Source organism: Roseivirga pacifica (assembly GCF_900111145.1).
Classification (GTDB): Bacteria; Bacteroidota; Bacteroidia; order Cytophagales; family Cyclobacteriaceae; genus Roseivirga; species Roseivirga pacifica.
In genome coordinates, this window is the sequence record NZ_FOIR01000001.1 from 1,625,189 (window position 1) to 1,641,892 (window position 16,704).

Here is a 16,704-nt window from a genome sequence, read left to right on the forward strand (position 1 = left end):
ACGCTTACTTTGTCTTATCTGGGTTTAGCCTTTTCCACTCTTCTAGCGCAACGCGCACCTCACCGTAAGAGTACTCATCGCCAAGTTGGGCTTTTATCTCTCCCATGGTTTCGGTTTCTGGTGTAATCAGGCTGAGCATGTTTTTTAGCTTTTGCTCATCTACCAAGTCTGTAGCCATCACTTCTCCTGTAGCCAAGTACTTGCACAAATGTCCTTCAATTGTTGAGGCCACAAATCCTCTGGCTTCTGCAATTTCTTCTACCGTTTTGCCTTCCTTATAAAGAGCGAAAGTGATTTCATGAGTTGGTGTTTTGTCCTTTTTTGGTGTCTCAGGAACGATCATTGAGGTGAGCACCTCATCAATGTCTTGCTTGGTGAGCGTTTTTCCTTCTGCCAAAAACTCTACATACAAACTGGTGCGCAGCAGGGCAATGGTTTTGTTAAAGAGTTCTTCTTGTAAGGCTTTTAACTCTTTTCGATATGTTTTCAGCCTGGTTTTGTCCTTCAAGTTTTTGTCGTGCGTCTTTATGGCCTCCAAGGCATTCTTCAAAATAGGGGAGAAGTAGTGGGTGGCCTTTTTTACGCGCTCTGAAAGTTGGCTTTCAAAGTCATCTTCTTGTGTGATTTTATATACTTGGCTCTGAAAACCTCTACCTACTTTTATTAGTGGGGTTAGTGTGGCGACCAAATCGGTTGTCCAAGTTAAAAACTGCTGCTTTAGCGATCTGTTCTCCTGTTTATCGAAACTACGGATGTGGGTATTAAAGCTTCTTACCACACTTTCGAAATCAAAATGTCTGCTGATGAGTTCGTAGAGGTAAACCCGCTTATCGTTTGCCAGTTTTTCGTGTAGCTGATTTAGCTCTGGTTTGGCTTCTGCAAATTCCTTCATAGAGCTGGCGATACCAAATCCATCAGTTGGAATTTTAGATGAAAGTACCAGCCCCTCTAGTGAAGTCAGTCTGGACAATGCCACATATACTTGCCCCTGCGTAAATGACCCGGCCAGATCTAAAATTGCTTTCTCGAAAGTAAGGCCCTGGCTTTTGTGCACGGTTACTGCCCAAGCAAGTTTGAGCGGAAAGTGCGTAAAGCTGCCAAGAATTTTCTCGTCAATTTCGTTGGTGGTTTTATTGAGCGTATAGCGTTTATTTTCCCAAGTGTATTGCGGAACGATAACCGTTTCGCCATTCTCAAACTTTACTTTTATGGTGGAGCTCGAAAGAGAAGCAACCTGTCCTATTTTGCCATTAAAAAACTGGCCTGCACCACTTGGGTCGTTTTTAATGAACATCACTTGTGCGCCTTCCTTTAGCACTAAATGCTCTGAAATAGGAAAGGAGTTTTCTGGAAAGTCACCGCTAATTTCTGCTTCGAAAGTGTAAGGTTTGGTGTCTAGCTCAACTAGCCTATCGCTGTTTATTTGGTCGGCTTTGCGGTTGTGTGTGGTTAGGTGAATGTAGCCCTGTGCTGCTTGTTCGTCAAAGTTAGGCTTGTAGTATTGATTCAAGAAACCGATGTCGGCATTGGTTTGCTTATCTTCTCTAAATCTGTTCAGAATACCGATGAATTTTTCATCGCTCTGGCGGTAAATTTTCTCAAGTTCTACATGTACCAACGGACTACCTTGCAGTGCCTTGGCCTCAAAAAAGTATGACGAATTGTAATGGTTTTTGAGAATGTTCCACTCATCGTCTTTTACTACGGGAGGAAGCTGTAGCAGGTCACCAATAAATAGAATTTGCGCACCCCCAAAAGGAATATTTCTTTCTTTGCGCAGGTAGCGCAACATGTGGTCTATACAGTCGAGCAAATCCGCACGGAGCATACTCACCTCATCGATAATCAGCAGCTCCATTTCCTGTAGCAGATTCCGTTTTGCGCTATTAAATCTCAGGCCCGAAAATAAATTGTAAAGTGTAGTGAATTGCGAATTGGCCACTGGCTGCATGGTGCGTTCGGGTATAAAAGCTCCAAACGGCAGTTGAAGCAGCGAGTGAAGTGTAACGCCCTGAGCATTAATAGCTGCAATGCCTGTTGGTGCTGCTACAATGGCTTTTTTGTGGGTGTTTTTTACTATATGTTTAAGAAAGGTGGTTTTTCCGGTTCCTGCCTTTCCCGTTAAAAAAACATGGCGGTTGGTAGTATTTACAAATTCTGCGGCTATTTGTGCCACTTCATTTAGTGTGCTATTGGTGTGTTGCAGTTCCGGCATTGTCCAAATTTAGTGACTAGAATTTAAAATTGAAGAACAGTAGCTGTTTCTACTCGATTGGCAATGTAGGTTGGTGCAAAATGTGGAAGCTAATTCTTTTTGTTTAAAGCAAGACCCGCTTTCTTTGAAGTCCTATTCATATGCGTTGTTCTACTGGCAAATATCAATACATGAGCGAAGACCTGGCCGAAACGGCTTTGGTTGATCAGCATATTTACAAAGGCTTTTTACCTCATGAAGGCCCTCAAAACGTTTATGAATGTCAGCATTGTGGCTATTGGCACCTTACCTCTAAGACGCATGAACAAAACCGAAGGCTTGCGGAGATGATTGAATCCGGAGAAATGAAAAAGAAGCAAGAGGCAAGTCGCTGGGAACGAGGTTTCTAACTTATTTGGCAGTTAGAGCGTAGCTCGGGGCTATTTATTACTTTGAAGTTATATTGACCTATTATGATCCTTAGAAAAGCTGTTTTCCTATTACTGGTTTGTGCTGGTGTTAATGTACTGTCTGGACAAGAAACCAAAAGCACGGCCTCGCAAAACGTACATATAGTAGAAAAGGAATTTGATATTCCCGGCCTTGAAAGAAATAGACAAATCAGAGTCTATTTACCACCCGAATATGAAGGCTCGGCCAAAAGTTACCCTGTGCTTTACATGCACGATGGCCAAAATTTATTCGATAATGCTACCTCCTTTGTGGGTGAATGGGGTGTGGATGAAATTCTGGATAGCCTATATTATTCGGCTGGTCTCGAACTAATTGTGGTTGGTGTAGATAACGGAGGAGCAAACCGAATTCACGAACTCACGGCTTGGGGCCATGAAAAGTACGGTAAAGCCGAGGGGCAAGCTTATATGTCGTTTATTGTTAGTACCATTAAGCCCTATGTAGACGAGCATTATCGCACCAAGCCCGGTAGAAGCAATACAGCAATTATGGGCAGTTCTTTAGGTGGTTTGATCACGCACTACGCTGTTTTTCAATATCCAGAAGTCTTTAGTAAGGCAGGCATATTGTCGCCAAGTTATTGGTGGGGAGAAGGGCCTTTTGAACAAGTTCAAGAGCAAGCTTTGCCTAATAATACGCGCCTATACTTGTTAATGGGTGGAAAAGAAGGCGATGAAATGCTGAGCAGTTTTAATCGTATGGTTGACTTGATGAAAGCAAAAGGTTTATCGAAAAATATAACCTCTAAAGTAAACCCTGAGGGCGAACATAATGAGCAGTTTTGGAATACCGAATTTGCTACTGCCGTTATGTGGCTTTTTCGTGATTAATTATTCAAAACCTGTGATTTGAGTATTTGTAGGTTTAAATATGAACCTATTTTGCTGCTGTTTTCTCGGGCAAACGTTTGCCCTGGTGTAAATAATGGCTGTGTGTTTGTGATAAATTGCAAAAAAATGAATTCCTTGTAAGGGTATTAAACTTCTAAAGTTTCTTACATGTAGAAATAGAGGGTAAAAACCATTTCTTTTTCGGTTGAGCTAAGGTTTTTACACGATATTGGTAAAAGGGGGCTTTCTAAGCCCTTTTTTATTGCTTATAACTCTCTTAGTAGCGACTTTTGCGTGCCAATTCAGTAGCATGTTTTTAGTTAAGGTCATTTCTCTTTTACCATTCTGGTTTTTGTACGGCATTTCAGATTTTGCTGCCTTTGTTGGGCGAAGAGTTGTTCGCTATAGGTTAAGGGTTGTACGAAGAAACTTGGATATAGCCTTTCCAGATAAAACCAAGGCCGAAAAGAGGTCTATTGAGCGCGAATTCTACCGTCATTTTCTGGCGACTTTTGTGGAGTTATTCAAGTCTTATAGGTTTACAAAGGCAGATTGGGAAGCGCGTTTTGAACTGGTTAACAGAGACGAACTGGAGAAACTGGTGCAGGCTGGAATTCCAGTTATTGCACTCTCTGGGCACAAGGCCAATTGGGAGTGGAACGGCTGCGTAATGGGCGCTACAAACAACTGCGATGTGGACTTTGTCTACAAAAAGGTTCAGAACAAATTCTTCGATAACCTGATGATCAACTTACGGACAAGGCATGTGCACAGAGTTATTGAAAAGGAGGAGTCGGGTAAAGAAATGCTCCGCAACAAGTACCCACGAATTATGGGTATGGTAGCGGATCAATCGCCTATGCTACGTTCCAAAAAAGTTTGGGTAGACTTTTTTAATAGAGCAACCGCTTTCTATCCAGGCACCAACAAAATTGCCCGAATTGGAGGTTACGCAGTTTACTTTGTACATGTAGAAAAGGTGAAAAGAGGCCATTATAAGTTGGAGTACAAGCAAATAGCTGTTCCGCCAATTGGCAAAGAAGTAAATGTTATTCAAGCCTACGCTTCGCTATTAGAGGAGTCTATTAAACTGAACCCTTCTGGTTATTTGTGGTCGCACAAAAGGTGGAAGTACAGCAAAGCGGAGGCTGATGCAGCCATGGCTGAACAAAAGAATAAGTAGCTACTCGTCTCTTAAAACTTCTGCCGGATTTTGTCTTGCAGCATTAATGGAATGAATGCCAATGGTTAACCATGCAATGGTAATAGAGGCAATTCCCACAGCTACAAATACCCAAACTTCTATTGGTGTTTTGTAGGCAAAAGAAGCTAACCAACCATTTACCAAAAAGTAAGCGAGCGGGCTGGCTATTAGTATCGCTACAAAAATTAGTACCGAAAACTCTTTAGTAAATGAGTAAACTAATTGCTGTAACGATGCACCTAAAACCTTGCGAACACCAAGCTCTTTTTTGCGCTGTTCGGCTGCAAAAGCAGCTAAACCAAATAGACCAAGGCAGGCAATAATCAATGCCATGGCCGTAAATATATTTAGTATTTGCCCCATTCGTTGCTCTGTTCTAAAGTTGGCTTCAAACTCTTGGTTCATAAACGAGTACTCAAATGGTATGCTTGGGTTTATGCCAGCCAGGGTTTCTTCAATGGTTTCAAGGCTACTTTCTATTTCTTTTGTTATGTTTGAAAGGCTAGGGTTTAAGCGAAGCGATAGGTAGCTTTTTCCGCTTTCCCACATATGGTCATTGTCTTGGTGAATGATTAATAGCGGAGATATCTCATATTTAACGCTATTGAAGTTGAAGTCTTCCACCACACCAATCACTTCAAAAAGTGCTTGGTGACTGTTTGGGAACGTAATGTGTTGGCCAACGGGCGAATTATTTGGATTGATGGGGTATTCCCAGCCCAACATTTTTACTGCCGAAGCATTTAAAATCACCTTATGTTTTTCATTACCGCGTGCTTTTTCAAAGTTTCTGCCTGCGGCAAATTTGAGGTCTAGTAGCTGAACATATTCCTCATTGCACCTTATTCTGTTCAGGGTCACAACTTCTGTACCTGGTCCGTATGCCCTGTATTTGTCCTCGTTCCATACTTCTGGCGGAACAAGGTCCGACAAACCCACATTGCTAAATACTGCTTCCTGCGCTAACTGAGTTTGTAGTGTTTCCTGTTGGGCATCAGTCAACATTTCAATATTCTGAACGTGCAGAATGTTGTCCTTGTCAAAGCCTAAATTCATTCCCGATGCATAGTTCAATTGTTTTTGCACAAAGAAGGTGCAAATAATAAGCGTAACGGAGATAGTAAATTGAAAGATCACCAAGCCATTTCGGACAGCGCTGGCTTTAAAGCCGCTGCTTAGTTTTCCCTTTAAAACACTAATAGGGCTAAAAGATGATAGGTAGAATGCAGGGTAGCTACCGGCTGCAATACCAAGCAGCAATACAAAGCCTACAAGTATGGCAGCGAAAGTTGGGTCTACCAAGTAGTTGTAAAGGCTCAGTTCGGTATTGGCTATTTGGTTGAATGCCCCCAGTGAAATTTCGGTAACTACCAATGCGATCACTGTACTTACAAAAACGTAAAGTACCGACTCGAAAATAAACTGACGGACTAAGGACTTTTTATGAGAACCCAAAACCTTTCTAATGCCAACTTCTTTGGCGCGATTAGCCGATTTGGCAGTAGAGAGATTCATGAAGTTGATGCTGCAAAGCAACAAAATAAGAATTCCCACAGCAGTGAAAATATGTGTGTAAACAATGTTGCCAGATGGCCCTAAGCGATTGCCCGAGTTTGGCGTGTGAATATAAGCTTCGGTAAGTGGCTGCATGGTAAGCGTCCACTTCTTGCCCTTCATGTATTCAGCATACGATTGGCCAAAAACGTTCTGGATTTCCTGTTCGGCCCATTTTGGAGGTATAGCCTGTAGTTTGGCCTCCACTGCACTGGCGTTTGCACTAGGCGAAAGTAGCCCGTAGGTAACAAAAGTGGTCCATATCCACTGGTGTTCGCGGTTTTTAATGTGCTGGTAAGAACTCATAGAGGCCAGCATGTCGAACTGCAGGTGCGAGTTGGTTGGAATGTCTTCAATAACAGCTGTTACTTTAAATGGCGTGTCTTGGCCACTGCTATTCAGGGTTAATGTTTGCCCAATTGGGTTGTTGTCCCCAAAGTATTTGGTGGCAGTTTCTTGGGTAATAACTAAACTGCCGGGCAGTTCTAAGGCAGTATTCAGGTCGCCAGCGATGGACGGAAATGTAAAGAGTTGGAAGAAATTCTGTTCGGCCACAAAGAGTTTACTCTCATTGAAAGAAACAGGTGTGCCATTAGTTGGCTCATAGCTTACCACCAATTCGCCTAGGGTGTGTAGGCGCGTTACGGCTTCAAACTCAGGAATGTCACTGCGAAGTGCAACAGCTAGGTTGGGGCCTGTGGAGGCAAATTGCTCATTCCAATCTCCCCAAATCATAGGTTGGTTAATGCGGTAAACTCGGTCTTTTTTTGTGTGGAAATTGTCGTAGCTATACTGGTTTACGATGTATAGCGCAATGGTAATTGAAGCTGTGATGCCAATTGAGAGACCGAGGATGTTGAGCAAAGAGAATTGCTTGTGGCGTATGGCATTTCTCCAGGCAATGGTAAACATGTTTTTGAGCATTTGACCTTATTTTTGTTCAACATAAGCCAAAAGCAGTGCCAAAACAAAAAGCCCGGTTTTGAAGGTTATTCGGGCTTTTTGAAGTCTAATAATTTGCTATTCCGTTCTGTAGAGGACGGTAGTGTTCGCTAGCGGTCGGTAGTTGTTTTAATCGTTCAAATGCTTTTGTAGCTTTTTTTTCAACGTGTCGCCACCAGAGCCAAACCACGATTCTAGCACTTCACCTGTTGGTGATATAAGGTAATGCAGTGGCCAGCCTTCTACCTTATAAAGTTCGAATACTTCAAGCTTGTTTTCTCCTTTCCAAAGTACAGGCCAATCAAGGGTTACATTTCTTTGTGCTGCAATGTTTTGCCATGCTTCAATCGCGTTGTCTTCGTTGTAAGTGAGTACTTGTAGGTTTTCGTATTTCGAAGTTTGCTCAATCATGTCTGGATAGCCAGCCCAGCACGGGCCACAACCCGTTGCGGCAAAGTCTAATAGTAAGTATTTGCCTCGGTATTTATCGGTGGCGAAATATTCGTCATCTTTATCGGCTGCAGTGAAGTCAATTATCTGGCCGCCAACTTCAATTTTGGCCAAATCCATGGTGTTCATAAAAGCCTTTACATTGTTTAAATAAGGCTTTAAATCCTCTGCGGTGGCATTGTAAACTTTTTCTAAGTCTGCTCTATCGAGTTTTTCGAATTTAAACCCGCTGTTGAATTCGGTAAGTGCAATGGGGTCATCAATGTACTTAAGGGTGTTGGACACAAAAGCCTTTTTGTTCTTGGCATGGTGTACCGCATGGTAAACCTGATGAGATTTTGAGCCCGGAACTTCTAAAGAAGCAGGGTATCCTTTTTTATAAACAGTTACTTCAGTAGCCCCTTTTTCTACAAAGAAATCTGAATAGCGGCCTGTTTTTAGCAGAATCCTTCCCTTTATGGGTTTTGATAAATCTATATCACCCTCAAACAGGGTTTCACCTTCATTATTCATTTCGACTACTTTGTTGCCGATAGTTACCCGCATAAAATCTTCGGGGTTGAAACCAGACTGTTTAATGGTAACTTTTTCTGTTTGACCAAGGGTTTGAAAAGAAACAAATGCAAGAAATAATAGGAGAGCGTTTTTCATGACCTTTTGTGTTTGTGTTGATTTTCAATGATTAATTATAGTAAAACCTATTAACAAAAAAAATGCCCCACCAAACGGTGAGGCATTTTATGCTTTGGATTAAGGGTTAGTTATTTACCCAAAATCTCTGTGCTTCTTTTGATAAAGTCGGTAAGGTCTTTTCCTTCCAACAAGCCTTGCGATAATAGGGCAAGATCGAAGGCCTGCTTGGCCAAACCACCTTGTGCTTCTTCTGCATCAGCTTTCAAAATCTTATCGGCTAGCGGGTGGTTACCGTTTACGGTAACTTCGTAATTGTCTGGCATGGCACCGAACATATTGAAACCACCGCCACCACCGGTTGCTTGCATTTCCTTCATTCTGCGCATAAACTCAGGCATGGTAACGGTTACAGGCGCATCGTTAGGGCTTAATCCGTCTACGTTCACGGTGTAAGTTTTACTGTCGATAGCTTTTTCGAATACGCCTTTCAGGCTTTCTTTTTGCTCATCATTCAGCACCAATTCTGGCTTCTCGTCTTTGTCAATCAGCTTGTTCAGGTTGTCAGCATCTACGCGTTTTACCTGCGTAGTTTTTAGTTGCTGTTCCATGTGGTTTACAAAGTGGCTATCGATTGGCGAGTCGAGCACTAAAACGTCATAACCTTTGTCTTTTGCTGCACTGATAAAGCTATCTTGTTTAGCTGGGTTCGAAGCGTAAAGCCAGATCTTGTTCTTATCCTTATCGGTTTGGTTAGCCTCAATATGCTTTTCGTATTCTTCAATAGTAAAGCATTTGCCATCTACGTTTTTCACTAGGGCAAAGTCTTTTGCTTTGTCGTAGAACTTCTCTTCAGAAATCATTCCGTACTTCACAAATAGCCCGATATCGTCCCACTTGCTTTCGTAAGATTCTCGCTCTTTTTTGAAAAGCTCGCCCAGTTTGTCGGCTACCTTTTTAGTAATGTAAGAATTGATCTTCTTTACGTTACCGTCCGACTGTAGGTAAGAACGCGATACGTTCAGCGGAATGTCTGGTGAGTCAATAATTCCGTGCAATAGCATCAAGAATTCAGGTACTACATCCTTCACCTCATCGGTAATAAATACTTGGCGAGAGTAAAGCTGAATTTTGTTCTTCTGCATTTCGAAGTCGTTTTTCAACTTAGGGAAATACAGAATACCTGTTAACTCAAATGGGTAATCCACATTCAGGTGAATCCAGAACAATGGATCTTCAGAGAATGGGTAAAGTTCTTTGTAGAAGTTAAGATAATCCTCATCGGTTAGGTCGGCAGGCGACTTTGTCCAGATCGGATCAGTATTGTTGATGATGTTGTCCTTCTTAACCGTTTTGTATTTCGGTTTGCCTTCTTTGTCGGTGCCATCTTCAACTTGCTCGTCCTTCTCACCGAATTTTACTTCGATAGGTAAGAATTTGGCGTATTTGTCAAGAATCTGCTGAATTCTGAAGTCTTCCAAGAACTCTTCGGAATCGTCATTTACGTGGAGGGTAATAGTTGTACCGCGTGTTTTGCGCTTACCTTCGGTAATTTCGAATTCGGTGCTGCCATCGCAAATCCATTTGGCAGGCGCGGCACCCTCTTGGTACGACAAACTGTCAATTTCTACCTTACCAGCTACCATAAAGGCAGAGTAGAAACCAAGACCAAACTTACCTATGATCTCTTTGGCATCACCAGCATCTTTGAACTTCTCTACGAATTCCGTAGCACCAGAAAAGGCAATTTGGTTGATGTATTTTTTGATCTCCTCAGCCGTCATACCTATACCGGCATCGCTAATAGTGATCGTCTTTTTCTTTTTGTTTACGCTTACTTCAACACGTGTTTCTCCAAGGTCGCCCGTGTATTCGCCCAAAGATGCCAAGCGCTTAACTTTTTGCGTTGCATCTACAGCATTAGAAACCAGCTCTCTTAAAAAGATCTCGTGATCTGAGTAAAGAAACTTTTTAATAATGGGGAAAATATTCTCGGTATGTATCGAGATAGTACCTTTTTCTTGCATAGCGATTTATCAGTTTTTTTGAACTGGCAGCCTAAAATCAAATGCCATACCAATGCCGCTTATGTGACAGGTTGGCAGTTTGGTGGAATTGAAAATAACTCACCTCCTATTCCAACCTTTAGTTTACCTTTGATGTCTAGTGGAGATGAAAAGGCCTGATGCCAAGCAATATTTTGGGGCATTGGGCATTTAATAACTTATAAAACTAAATGTTATCATGAAGAAGTTGGTATTAGGGCTATCTGTTTTTTTGGCCTTTGGATTAAGCGGATGTTTGAATAGTGACGATGGGCCAAGCTACGACCCTGTTGCCCAATTGGAGGTTGATGGAGAAAAAATCGACCTTTATCTTGAGGCAAATGATATACAGGCCGAAACTCATGACACGGGTATTAGGTATGTAATTACTGCAGAAGGCAATGGTACTTTTCCAGAAGAAGGACAAGTGGTTTCTGTAGATTATGAACTGTACAGAATTGGTGGAAGCTTGCTCGACACGAGTAAAGAAGACTTGGCGAAAGAAGAGGGGATTTACAACTCTGACAGAGATTATGCTCCTTTAAGATTTACTTTAGGAACTAGTCAGTTGATCCCTGGTTTCCAAATTGCGACACTATTATTGTCTGAGGAAGGCAGTGGAGACTTTTACATTCCTTCGGTGTTGGCCTACAGAAATATTGGATCTACAAGTGTAATGCCGAATGAAAATTTGTTGTTCAAAATCAGCTTAGTTGAGGTAGAGCAATAGTGGTTGTTGAATATTAAAAAAGCCTGATTGGAGTTTCCAGTCAGGCTTTTTTTATGTCTTTAGTAATTTGAAGATTACCTCATTCTATCGGCAGACTTTACTAGTTTTTCGTCCTTTCTAATAAAGCGATTGGCCAAAATATTTAGCAACATGGCAAAGGCTGGTAGATAAAAACCTAGCGATATAGAGCCTTGTGTTTCTGGGGAAAAGCTACTTTCTAACTGGAATACCTGGTAATAAGAAAGCCCCAAGGTTGCGGCCATAATAAGGGCGTTTAGCGCACCTAGCTTCATTTGGTTCAGTCTGCTTTTAAATTGAAAGATGGAGAAAAGGGCTACTAAAGAGGCGATAATAGCAAGGCTCGCAATGTGCCAGTTAGCGTTTGACTCTACAATTGTGTCGTCATCTCCTCTGTCAAGTGTGCCGCCAAAGTCTACTACTTCGGTATTAAATGCTGTCATAATAATGCCCTGTGTTTGATCAGGGTTTTCTTCGAACCAAATAGGGTAGGCCAAAACCAAACCCATACAAATGGCTACACCAAGCAACAATACAGTCTGAATTCTCTGAATCATCTTCTTCTTAATTTTTTGGAGTGCAAATATAGTAAGTCGTGCGCGGTATGACGTAAGAAGTAGGTAATAAGATGGATGTATCTCTGTAATCAGACTTCCCGCGCTTTTACTAACTTGCGGCTTCATTAAAAAACAGTGCGCTACTTCCTCGATATTTCTTACAACGGAACAAATTACCACGGTTGGCAAATTCAGCCAAACGCCCACACAGTGCAGGCCGAAATTCAGTCAGCCCTCAGTAAGATGTTGCGGGCAGAAACTGCCATTGTAGGCTCCGGTAGGACCGATACTGGTGTGCACGCCAAAAAGCAAGTCGCACATTTCGATGTGGTACAGAGTTGGGAACCCAGCCAGTTGACGTATAAGTTGAATGCCATTCTGCCCAATGATGTAGTGATAAACAAAGTACACTTGGTAAAGGATGATGCCCATGCGCGCTTCGATGCAGTAGAGCGTGGATATGAGTATTTTCTAAGGATGGAACGGTCTCCTTTTGGCTTACAAGAATCGCTTTACGTGCCTTATAAGTTAGATGTTGAATTAATGAACCAAGCGGCCAGCAAGCTTATCGGTAAGCAAGACTTTGAAAGTTTTAGCCGAGTGAAAACCGAGGTTAATAATTTTATTTGCGACCTTCGCAAAGCTGAATTCATTTGGCGAGGAGACTTGCTTGTTTTTGAAGTGAAGGCCGACCGTTTTTTAAGAGGAATGATCCGTGCCTTGGTAGGAACTTTAATTGATGTGGGCAGAGGGAAACTAACTCCCGAAGATTTTGTTAATATCATCAATGCGAAAGACCGAAAAGCAGCAGGCAAAGCTGCAGCTCCGCATGGATTGTTTTTAACTCAGGTTGACTACCCTGAGGATATCTATTTAGATTTTGGAGAAGGAAAAAGATAAAATTAAAGGAGGGAATGTTGTTGACTTTCAGGTGCTGAGAAGACTGTTTCAGTTTGCTAAGCCCTATATCAAGCATTTCTACTTTCTTGTATTCTTAACCGTGTTTTTGGCGGTGTTAATGCCTATTAGGCCAATTTTGGTTCAAAAAGCAATAGACGAATACGTGCCTCAAGGCGATTATAACGGCTTGGTTTTTATACTAGGGGTTTTGGTGGCCCACCTTATAGTGCTGGCTATAGTGCAGTACTCTCACACATACCTTTCTGGTTGGTTTGGGCAAGTAATTATTCGCGACATACGCGTTAAGTTGTACAGGCACCTGTTGAGTTTAAAGCTTAAGTTTTTCGATAAAACACCAATCGGTAGGTTAGTAACCAGAAACGTTTCGGATATAGAAACTCTTTCGAACGTATTTAGCGAAGGAATTGCGGCTCTAATTGGAGACCTGCTGCAGCTGGTTTTCCTTATGGGGTATATGTTCTACCTCGACTGGCGATTGACTTTAGTGAGTCTTTCTACACTGCCTTTGCTGATATTCAGTACCTACGTTTTCAAAGAGAAAATCAAGGTAACGTTCAATCAGGTAAGAAATGCCGTTTCGAATCTCAATTCATTTGTTCAGGAACATGTTACGGGCATGAGCATTGTGCAAATTTTTAATGCTGAAGAAAGAGAGTTCGATAAGTTTAAACAGATCAATTCGGAACACAAAAAGGCCCATATTCGCTCCGTCCTATATTACGCCATTTATTTCCCCGTGGCAGAAATTATTCAAGCCATAGCTATTGGTATGGCGGTTTGGTACGGTGCCCGCGGTATGCTCGTAGGGCTTGATGCTGGGCCGGGTGTAATCATCGCCTTCATCATGTACATTCAGATGTTCTTCCGCCCAATCCGAATGATTGCAGATAGGTTTAACACCTTGCAAATGGGGATTGTGAGCTCGAACAGGATCTTTAAACTGTTGGATAGCGATGAGCATTTAGATGATAATGGAAGCTACGCACCAAAAGAGCTGAAGGGAGATGTTTCTTTTAAAAACGTATGGTTTGCTTACAATGAAGAAAACTATGTGCTGAAGGATATTTCTTTCGAGGTAAAAGAAGGGCAAACGGTGGCTTTGGTAGGCGCTACCGGTGCCGGTAAATCATCCGTCATCAATCTGCTTTCGCGCTTTTACGATATTAACAAAGGGCAAATCACTATCGATGGTAGAGATATTAAGGACTTTGACCTTGGTGCCTTGCGTGAACGTATCGGAGTGGTTTTGCAAGATGTATTCTTGTTTTCCGATACAATTAAACAGAACATTACCCTCGGCAATAACAATATCTCTGATGAGAAGATAAGACAAGCGGCCGAGTTGGTGGGGGCTAAAAAGTTTATTGAGCGTTTGCCGCAGGGCTACGATTACAACGTAATGGAGCGGGGATCTACACTTTCGGTAGGCCAGCGCCAGCTGATATCGTTTGTGCGTGCCATGGTTTACGACCCTAAAATCATTGTGCTTGATGAGGCTACTTCTTCTGTAGACTCGGAAACTGAAGAGTTGATCCAGAATGCTATTGAGGTGCTAATGAAAGGCAGAACGTCTATTGTGATTGCTCACAGACTTTCTACCATTCAAGGGGCAGATAAAATTATAGTGCTCGATAAAGGAGAGATAAAAGAGGTTGGTTCGCACAAAGAACTGCTAGAAAAGGAGGGTTTTTATGCCAACCTATATAATATGCAATACAAAGAAGTAGTTGCCTGATGAACAAAAAAACAATTACAGTTATTGGCATTTTGGCCATTGCCGCGATTACGGCTGGCTATATGTACTTGGGTGGTTTGAATAAAATCGATTACTCCGTTGAAAACATTTCGGATTACAATTTGGTAGGGGAGCACTTTCAGGGAAATGGAGATGACACCAAGATTGAAGAAGCCTTTATTAGAGCAAGAGGTTATGTGGAAGACGGTACACTCAATGGTGTTTTAACCCTTGTGCACTACAATGATACTACCTTGGTAGATAAGGAAATCAAGCTATTTATTGGTGTAGCGCTGAACAAGGGAACTGCGAATTTGCCTGATGGCTATCAACGCTTGACTATTCCGGCTAAGCGTGCTATGCGTGCAACAATTGAGGCGCATAATGTAGTTATGCCAAGCCCAGAAACTATTGAGGATAACCTGATAGAAAAAGCTGCTGAGTATGGTTTTAAACTTCAGGATTTTACAATTGAACAATACATTTCTGAGCAGCAACTGATTATTGATATGCCTGCTAAATAGGTTAATTGGAAGATCAATAATATTTTTATGCTTCCTCTTCCTGCTTAAGCTGTTTATCGTAAAGCTCTTTGTAAACACCGCCTGCAGCTAACAACGACTCGTTTGTGCCCTGCTCAATGATTTTGCCATCATCCAGCACTATGATTTTGTCTGCAAGTTTGGCTGACGAAACGCGGTGAGAAATGATAACCGAGGTTCTGCCCTTCATAATTCTTGCTAGGCTCTTTAAAATGGTGTTTTCCGTGTTGGTATCCACTGCACTTAAGGCATCGTCCAAAATCAATAGTTTTGGATTTTTCACAATCGCTCGAGCAATTGACGTGCGCTGCTTTTGCCCACCCGATAGCGTGATGCCTCTTTCGCCCAACATGGTTTGGAAGCCCTCTGGGAAGTCATCAATGTTGTCATAAAGATCGGCATCTTTGGCGGCTTGAATGATCTGCTCTTTGGTGATGTCATCTCCGCCAAAGGCAATGTTGTTTTCTATTGAATCGGAGAATAGGAATACATCCTGCGGCACATAGCCCATTTGCGAGCGCATGCTCGAAATGTCATAAGCTTCAATAGGTTTCCCATCAATTTTCACCCCTCCTTGAGTGGTGTCGTAAAGTCTTAAGATAAGGTTGGCAATGGTGCTTTTTCCGGAGCCTGTAGTACCAATTATGGCAATAGATTCGCCAGGGCTCACTTCAAAACTTACTTGGTCTAATGCTTTAATTCCTGAGTCGGGATAAACAAACGAAACGTTTTCGAACGCTAGTTTTCCAACAATGTCCACATCTAGGTTTTCGGTAGACTGAATGTGGTTTTCTTCCTTAAGAAATTGATTGATTCTTTTTTGTGAAGCCGCAGCCCGCTGAATAATACTGGTGATCCAGCCGAGTGCCGTTACAGGCCAAGTTAGCATGTTTACATAAAGCACAAACTCGGCAATGTTACCGTAAGTTATTTCGCCCTTAATCACCTTATTTCCACCTATATATATGGTTAGAATAATGCTTAGCCCGATAAGTGCCATAATTAATGGAAAGAACAGGGCGTTCACAAAAGTTAGTTTAAGCGACTTGTCCTTATATTCTTCGCTGGCAATGTTGAATTTGCGCGATGAATCCATTTCGCGTACAAAAGCTTTGAGTACACGAATGCCCGAAAAGGCCTCTTGCACATGAGTAGAAAGGTCGGAAAGGCTCTCTTGAATTTCTTCAGACCGCTTGTTAATAATGTTGTTAACCAAATAAATGCTCACAGAAAGGACGGGCAGCGGTAACAAGGCGTAAAATGTAAGCTCAGCATTCACTCTTAGCATTTCGTAAATCACCATTGGGAAGAGAATAAGCAGGTTAATGCCATACATAATGCCCGGCCCTAGGTACATGCGCACGCGTGTAACATCTTCCGAAATGCGGTTCATTAAATCGCCCGTATTGTTCTTTCGGTAAAAGCTAAGCGGCAGCTTTTGGTACTGGTCGAAGACTTCGTTTTTCAGATCGAATTCAATCTTTCTCGACATCACAATAATTGTTTGTCGAACCAGAAAGAGAAAGAAGCCACGGGTAAGTGCCATAACAATAATGAGCCCACCTAGAATTAAAATACCAGTTTCAAAATCATCAAATAGGCTACTGCTTATTGCCGAACCATCAGCAGCACGATAAAGCCCAAAACTTTCTGTCACATAATCGAGCGCATAGCGTACAACCCTTGCAGGCCAAACGGCAAAATAGTTAGATACTGCCAGAAAGATTATGCCCAGAATGAGCAGGAATTTGTACTTAAAAAGGTACTTGTTTAAGTGGCTAAGTTCTTTCACGTTTCTACTAACAGCATCGTTTGGTTAAAGGTTGCCGCACAGTCTATAATCTTTAGTATATCTGGATTATTTGGTTACTTTTGCGG

General features: G+C 42.0%; 13 protein-coding genes. 7 read left to right on the plus strand and 6 right to left on the minus strand.

Going from position 1 to position 16,704, the window contains the following annotated elements; genetic code table 11:
• Positions 1–4: 4 nt before the first annotated feature.
• On the minus strand, positions 5–2,215 hold the full coding sequence (locus BMW98_RS07200) for a helix-turn-helix domain-containing protein (RefSeq protein ID WP_090257829.1): 2,211 nt from the start codon (positions 2,213–2,215) through the stop codon (positions 5–7).
• A gap of 170 nt (positions 2,216–2,385) precedes the next feature.
• Here BMW98_RS07200 and BMW98_RS07205 point away from each other — a divergent pair, with 170 nt between their 5' ends.
• From BMW98_RS07205 to BMW98_RS07215, 3 genes are all read left to right on the plus strand, one after another.
• On the plus strand, positions 2,386–2,604 hold the full coding sequence (locus tag BMW98_RS07205) for a hypothetical protein (protein WP_090257830.1): 219 nt from the start codon (positions 2,386–2,388) through the stop codon (positions 2,602–2,604).
• A gap of 63 nt (positions 2,605–2,667) precedes the next feature.
• Positions 2,668–3,498 (plus strand): alpha/beta hydrolase, encoded by an 831-nt coding sequence (locus tag BMW98_RS07210; RefSeq protein ID WP_090257831.1) that lies wholly within the window; start codon positions 2,668–2,670, stop codon positions 3,496–3,498.
• A 262-nt stretch (positions 3,499–3,760) separates the two neighbouring features.
• Complete coding sequence (locus BMW98_RS07215) at positions 3,761–4,681, plus strand: lysophospholipid acyltransferase family protein (RefSeq protein WP_262501587.1); 921 nt, start codon at positions 3,761–3,763, stop codon at positions 4,679–4,681.
• On the opposite strand, the gene BMW98_RS07220 is transcribed toward BMW98_RS07215, so the two are convergent.
• The 3 genes from BMW98_RS07220 to htpG all read right to left on the minus strand — a co-directional run bounded on the left by BMW98_RS07220 (position 4,682) and on the right by htpG (position 10,305).
• Positions 4,682–7,180 carry an ABC transporter permease gene (locus BMW98_RS07220; protein WP_090257833.1) on the minus strand — a complete coding sequence of 833 codons (2,499 nt, stop codon included), beginning with the start codon at positions 7,178–7,180 and terminating at the stop codon, positions 4,682–4,684.
• Between the two features lie 147 nt (positions 7,181–7,327).
• The gene (locus BMW98_RS07225; protein ID WP_090257834.1) at positions 7,328–8,299 is read right to left on the minus strand and encodes a TlpA family protein disulfide reductase; all 972 of its coding nucleotides are present in this window, start codon (positions 8,297–8,299) and stop codon (positions 7,328–7,330) included.
• Positions 8,300–8,409: 110 nt separating this feature from the next.
• The gene (gene htpG / locus BMW98_RS07230) at positions 8,410–10,305 is read right to left on the minus strand and encodes a molecular chaperone HtpG (protein WP_090257835.1); all 1,896 of its coding nucleotides are present in this window, start codon (positions 10,303–10,305) and stop codon (positions 8,410–8,412) included.
• 217 nt (positions 10,306–10,522) lie between these two features.
• On the opposite strand from htpG, the gene BMW98_RS07240 reads away from it, so the two are divergent.
• The gene (locus BMW98_RS07240) at positions 10,523–11,053 is read left to right on the plus strand and encodes an FKBP-type peptidyl-prolyl cis-trans isomerase (protein ID WP_090257837.1); all 531 of its coding nucleotides are present in this window, start codon (positions 10,523–10,525) and stop codon (positions 11,051–11,053) included.
• Positions 11,054–11,127: 74 nt separating this feature from the next.
• Here the strand turns inward: BMW98_RS07240 and BMW98_RS07245 are convergent, their stop codons facing one another.
• On the minus strand, positions 11,128–11,628 hold the full coding sequence (locus BMW98_RS07245) for a DUF4293 domain-containing protein (protein WP_162844700.1): 501 nt from the start codon (positions 11,626–11,628) through the stop codon (positions 11,128–11,130).
• A gap of 135 nt (positions 11,629–11,763) precedes the next feature.
• Between BMW98_RS07245 and truA the strand changes: the two genes are divergently transcribed.
• The 3 genes from truA to BMW98_RS07260 are packed head-to-tail and all read left to right on the plus strand — an operon-like array spanning position 11,764 to position 14,808.
• Positions 11,764–12,528: a tRNA pseudouridine(38-40) synthase TruA gene (gene truA / locus BMW98_RS07250; protein ID WP_090257839.1), complete on the plus strand. Its 765-nt coding sequence runs from the start codon at positions 11,764–11,766 to the stop codon at positions 12,526–12,528.
• Entirely contained in the window at positions 12,509–14,284 is a 1,776-nt protein-coding gene (locus tag BMW98_RS07255; protein WP_090257840.1) for an ABC transporter ATP-binding protein, read from the plus strand. Before truA ends, BMW98_RS07255 begins: the two co-directional genes overlap by 20 nt.
• Positions 14,284–14,808 (plus strand): hypothetical protein, encoded by a 525-nt coding sequence (locus tag BMW98_RS07260; RefSeq protein WP_090257841.1) that lies wholly within the window; start codon positions 14,284–14,286, stop codon positions 14,806–14,808. The genes BMW98_RS07255 and BMW98_RS07260 overlap by 1 nt, the downstream gene beginning before the upstream one ends.
• Before the next feature lie 25 nt (positions 14,809–14,833).
• Here BMW98_RS07260 and BMW98_RS07265 read toward each other — a convergent pair whose 3' ends face one another.
• The gene (locus BMW98_RS07265) at positions 14,834–16,618 is read right to left on the minus strand and encodes an ABC transporter ATP-binding protein (RefSeq protein ID WP_090257842.1); all 1,785 of its coding nucleotides are present in this window, start codon (positions 16,616–16,618) and stop codon (positions 14,834–14,836) included.
• Between the last annotated feature and the right edge of the window lie 86 nt (positions 16,619–16,704).

What these genes read in the sequence shown, in the direction of transcription:
- BMW98_RS07220 (WP_090257833.1), bottom strand. Translation starts at nt 7,180, where the DNA reads ATGCTCAAAAACATGTTTACCATTGCCTGGAGAAATGCCATACGCCAC.
- BMW98_RS07200 (WP_090257829.1), bottom strand. Translation starts at nt 2,215, where the DNA reads ATGCCGGAACTGCAACACACCAATAGCACACTAAATGAAGTGGCACAA.
- BMW98_RS07210 (WP_090257831.1), top strand. Translation starts at nt 2,668, where the DNA reads ATGATCCTTAGAAAAGCTGTTTTCCTATTACTGGTTTGTGCTGGTGTT.
- BMW98_RS07205 (WP_090257830.1), top strand. Translation starts at nt 2,386, where the DNA reads ATGAGCGAAGACCTGGCCGAAACGGCTTTGGTTGATCAGCATATTTAC.
- BMW98_RS07225 (WP_090257834.1), bottom strand. Translation starts at nt 8,299, where the DNA reads ATGAAAAACGCTCTCCTATTATTTCTTGCATTTGTTTCTTTTCAAACC.
- BMW98_RS07245 (WP_162844700.1), bottom strand. Translation starts at nt 11,628, where the DNA reads ATGATTCAGAGAATTCAGACTGTATTGTTGCTTGGTGTAGCCATTTGT.
- BMW98_RS07260 (WP_090257841.1), top strand. Translation starts at nt 14,284, where the DNA reads ATGAACAAAAAAACAATTACAGTTATTGGCATTTTGGCCATTGCCGCG.
- htpG (WP_090257835.1), bottom strand. Translation starts at nt 10,305, where the DNA reads ATGCAAGAAAAAGGTACTATCTCGATACATACCGAGAATATTTTCCCC.
- BMW98_RS07240 (WP_090257837.1), top strand. Translation starts at nt 10,523, where the DNA reads ATGAAGAAGTTGGTATTAGGGCTATCTGTTTTTTTGGCCTTTGGATTA.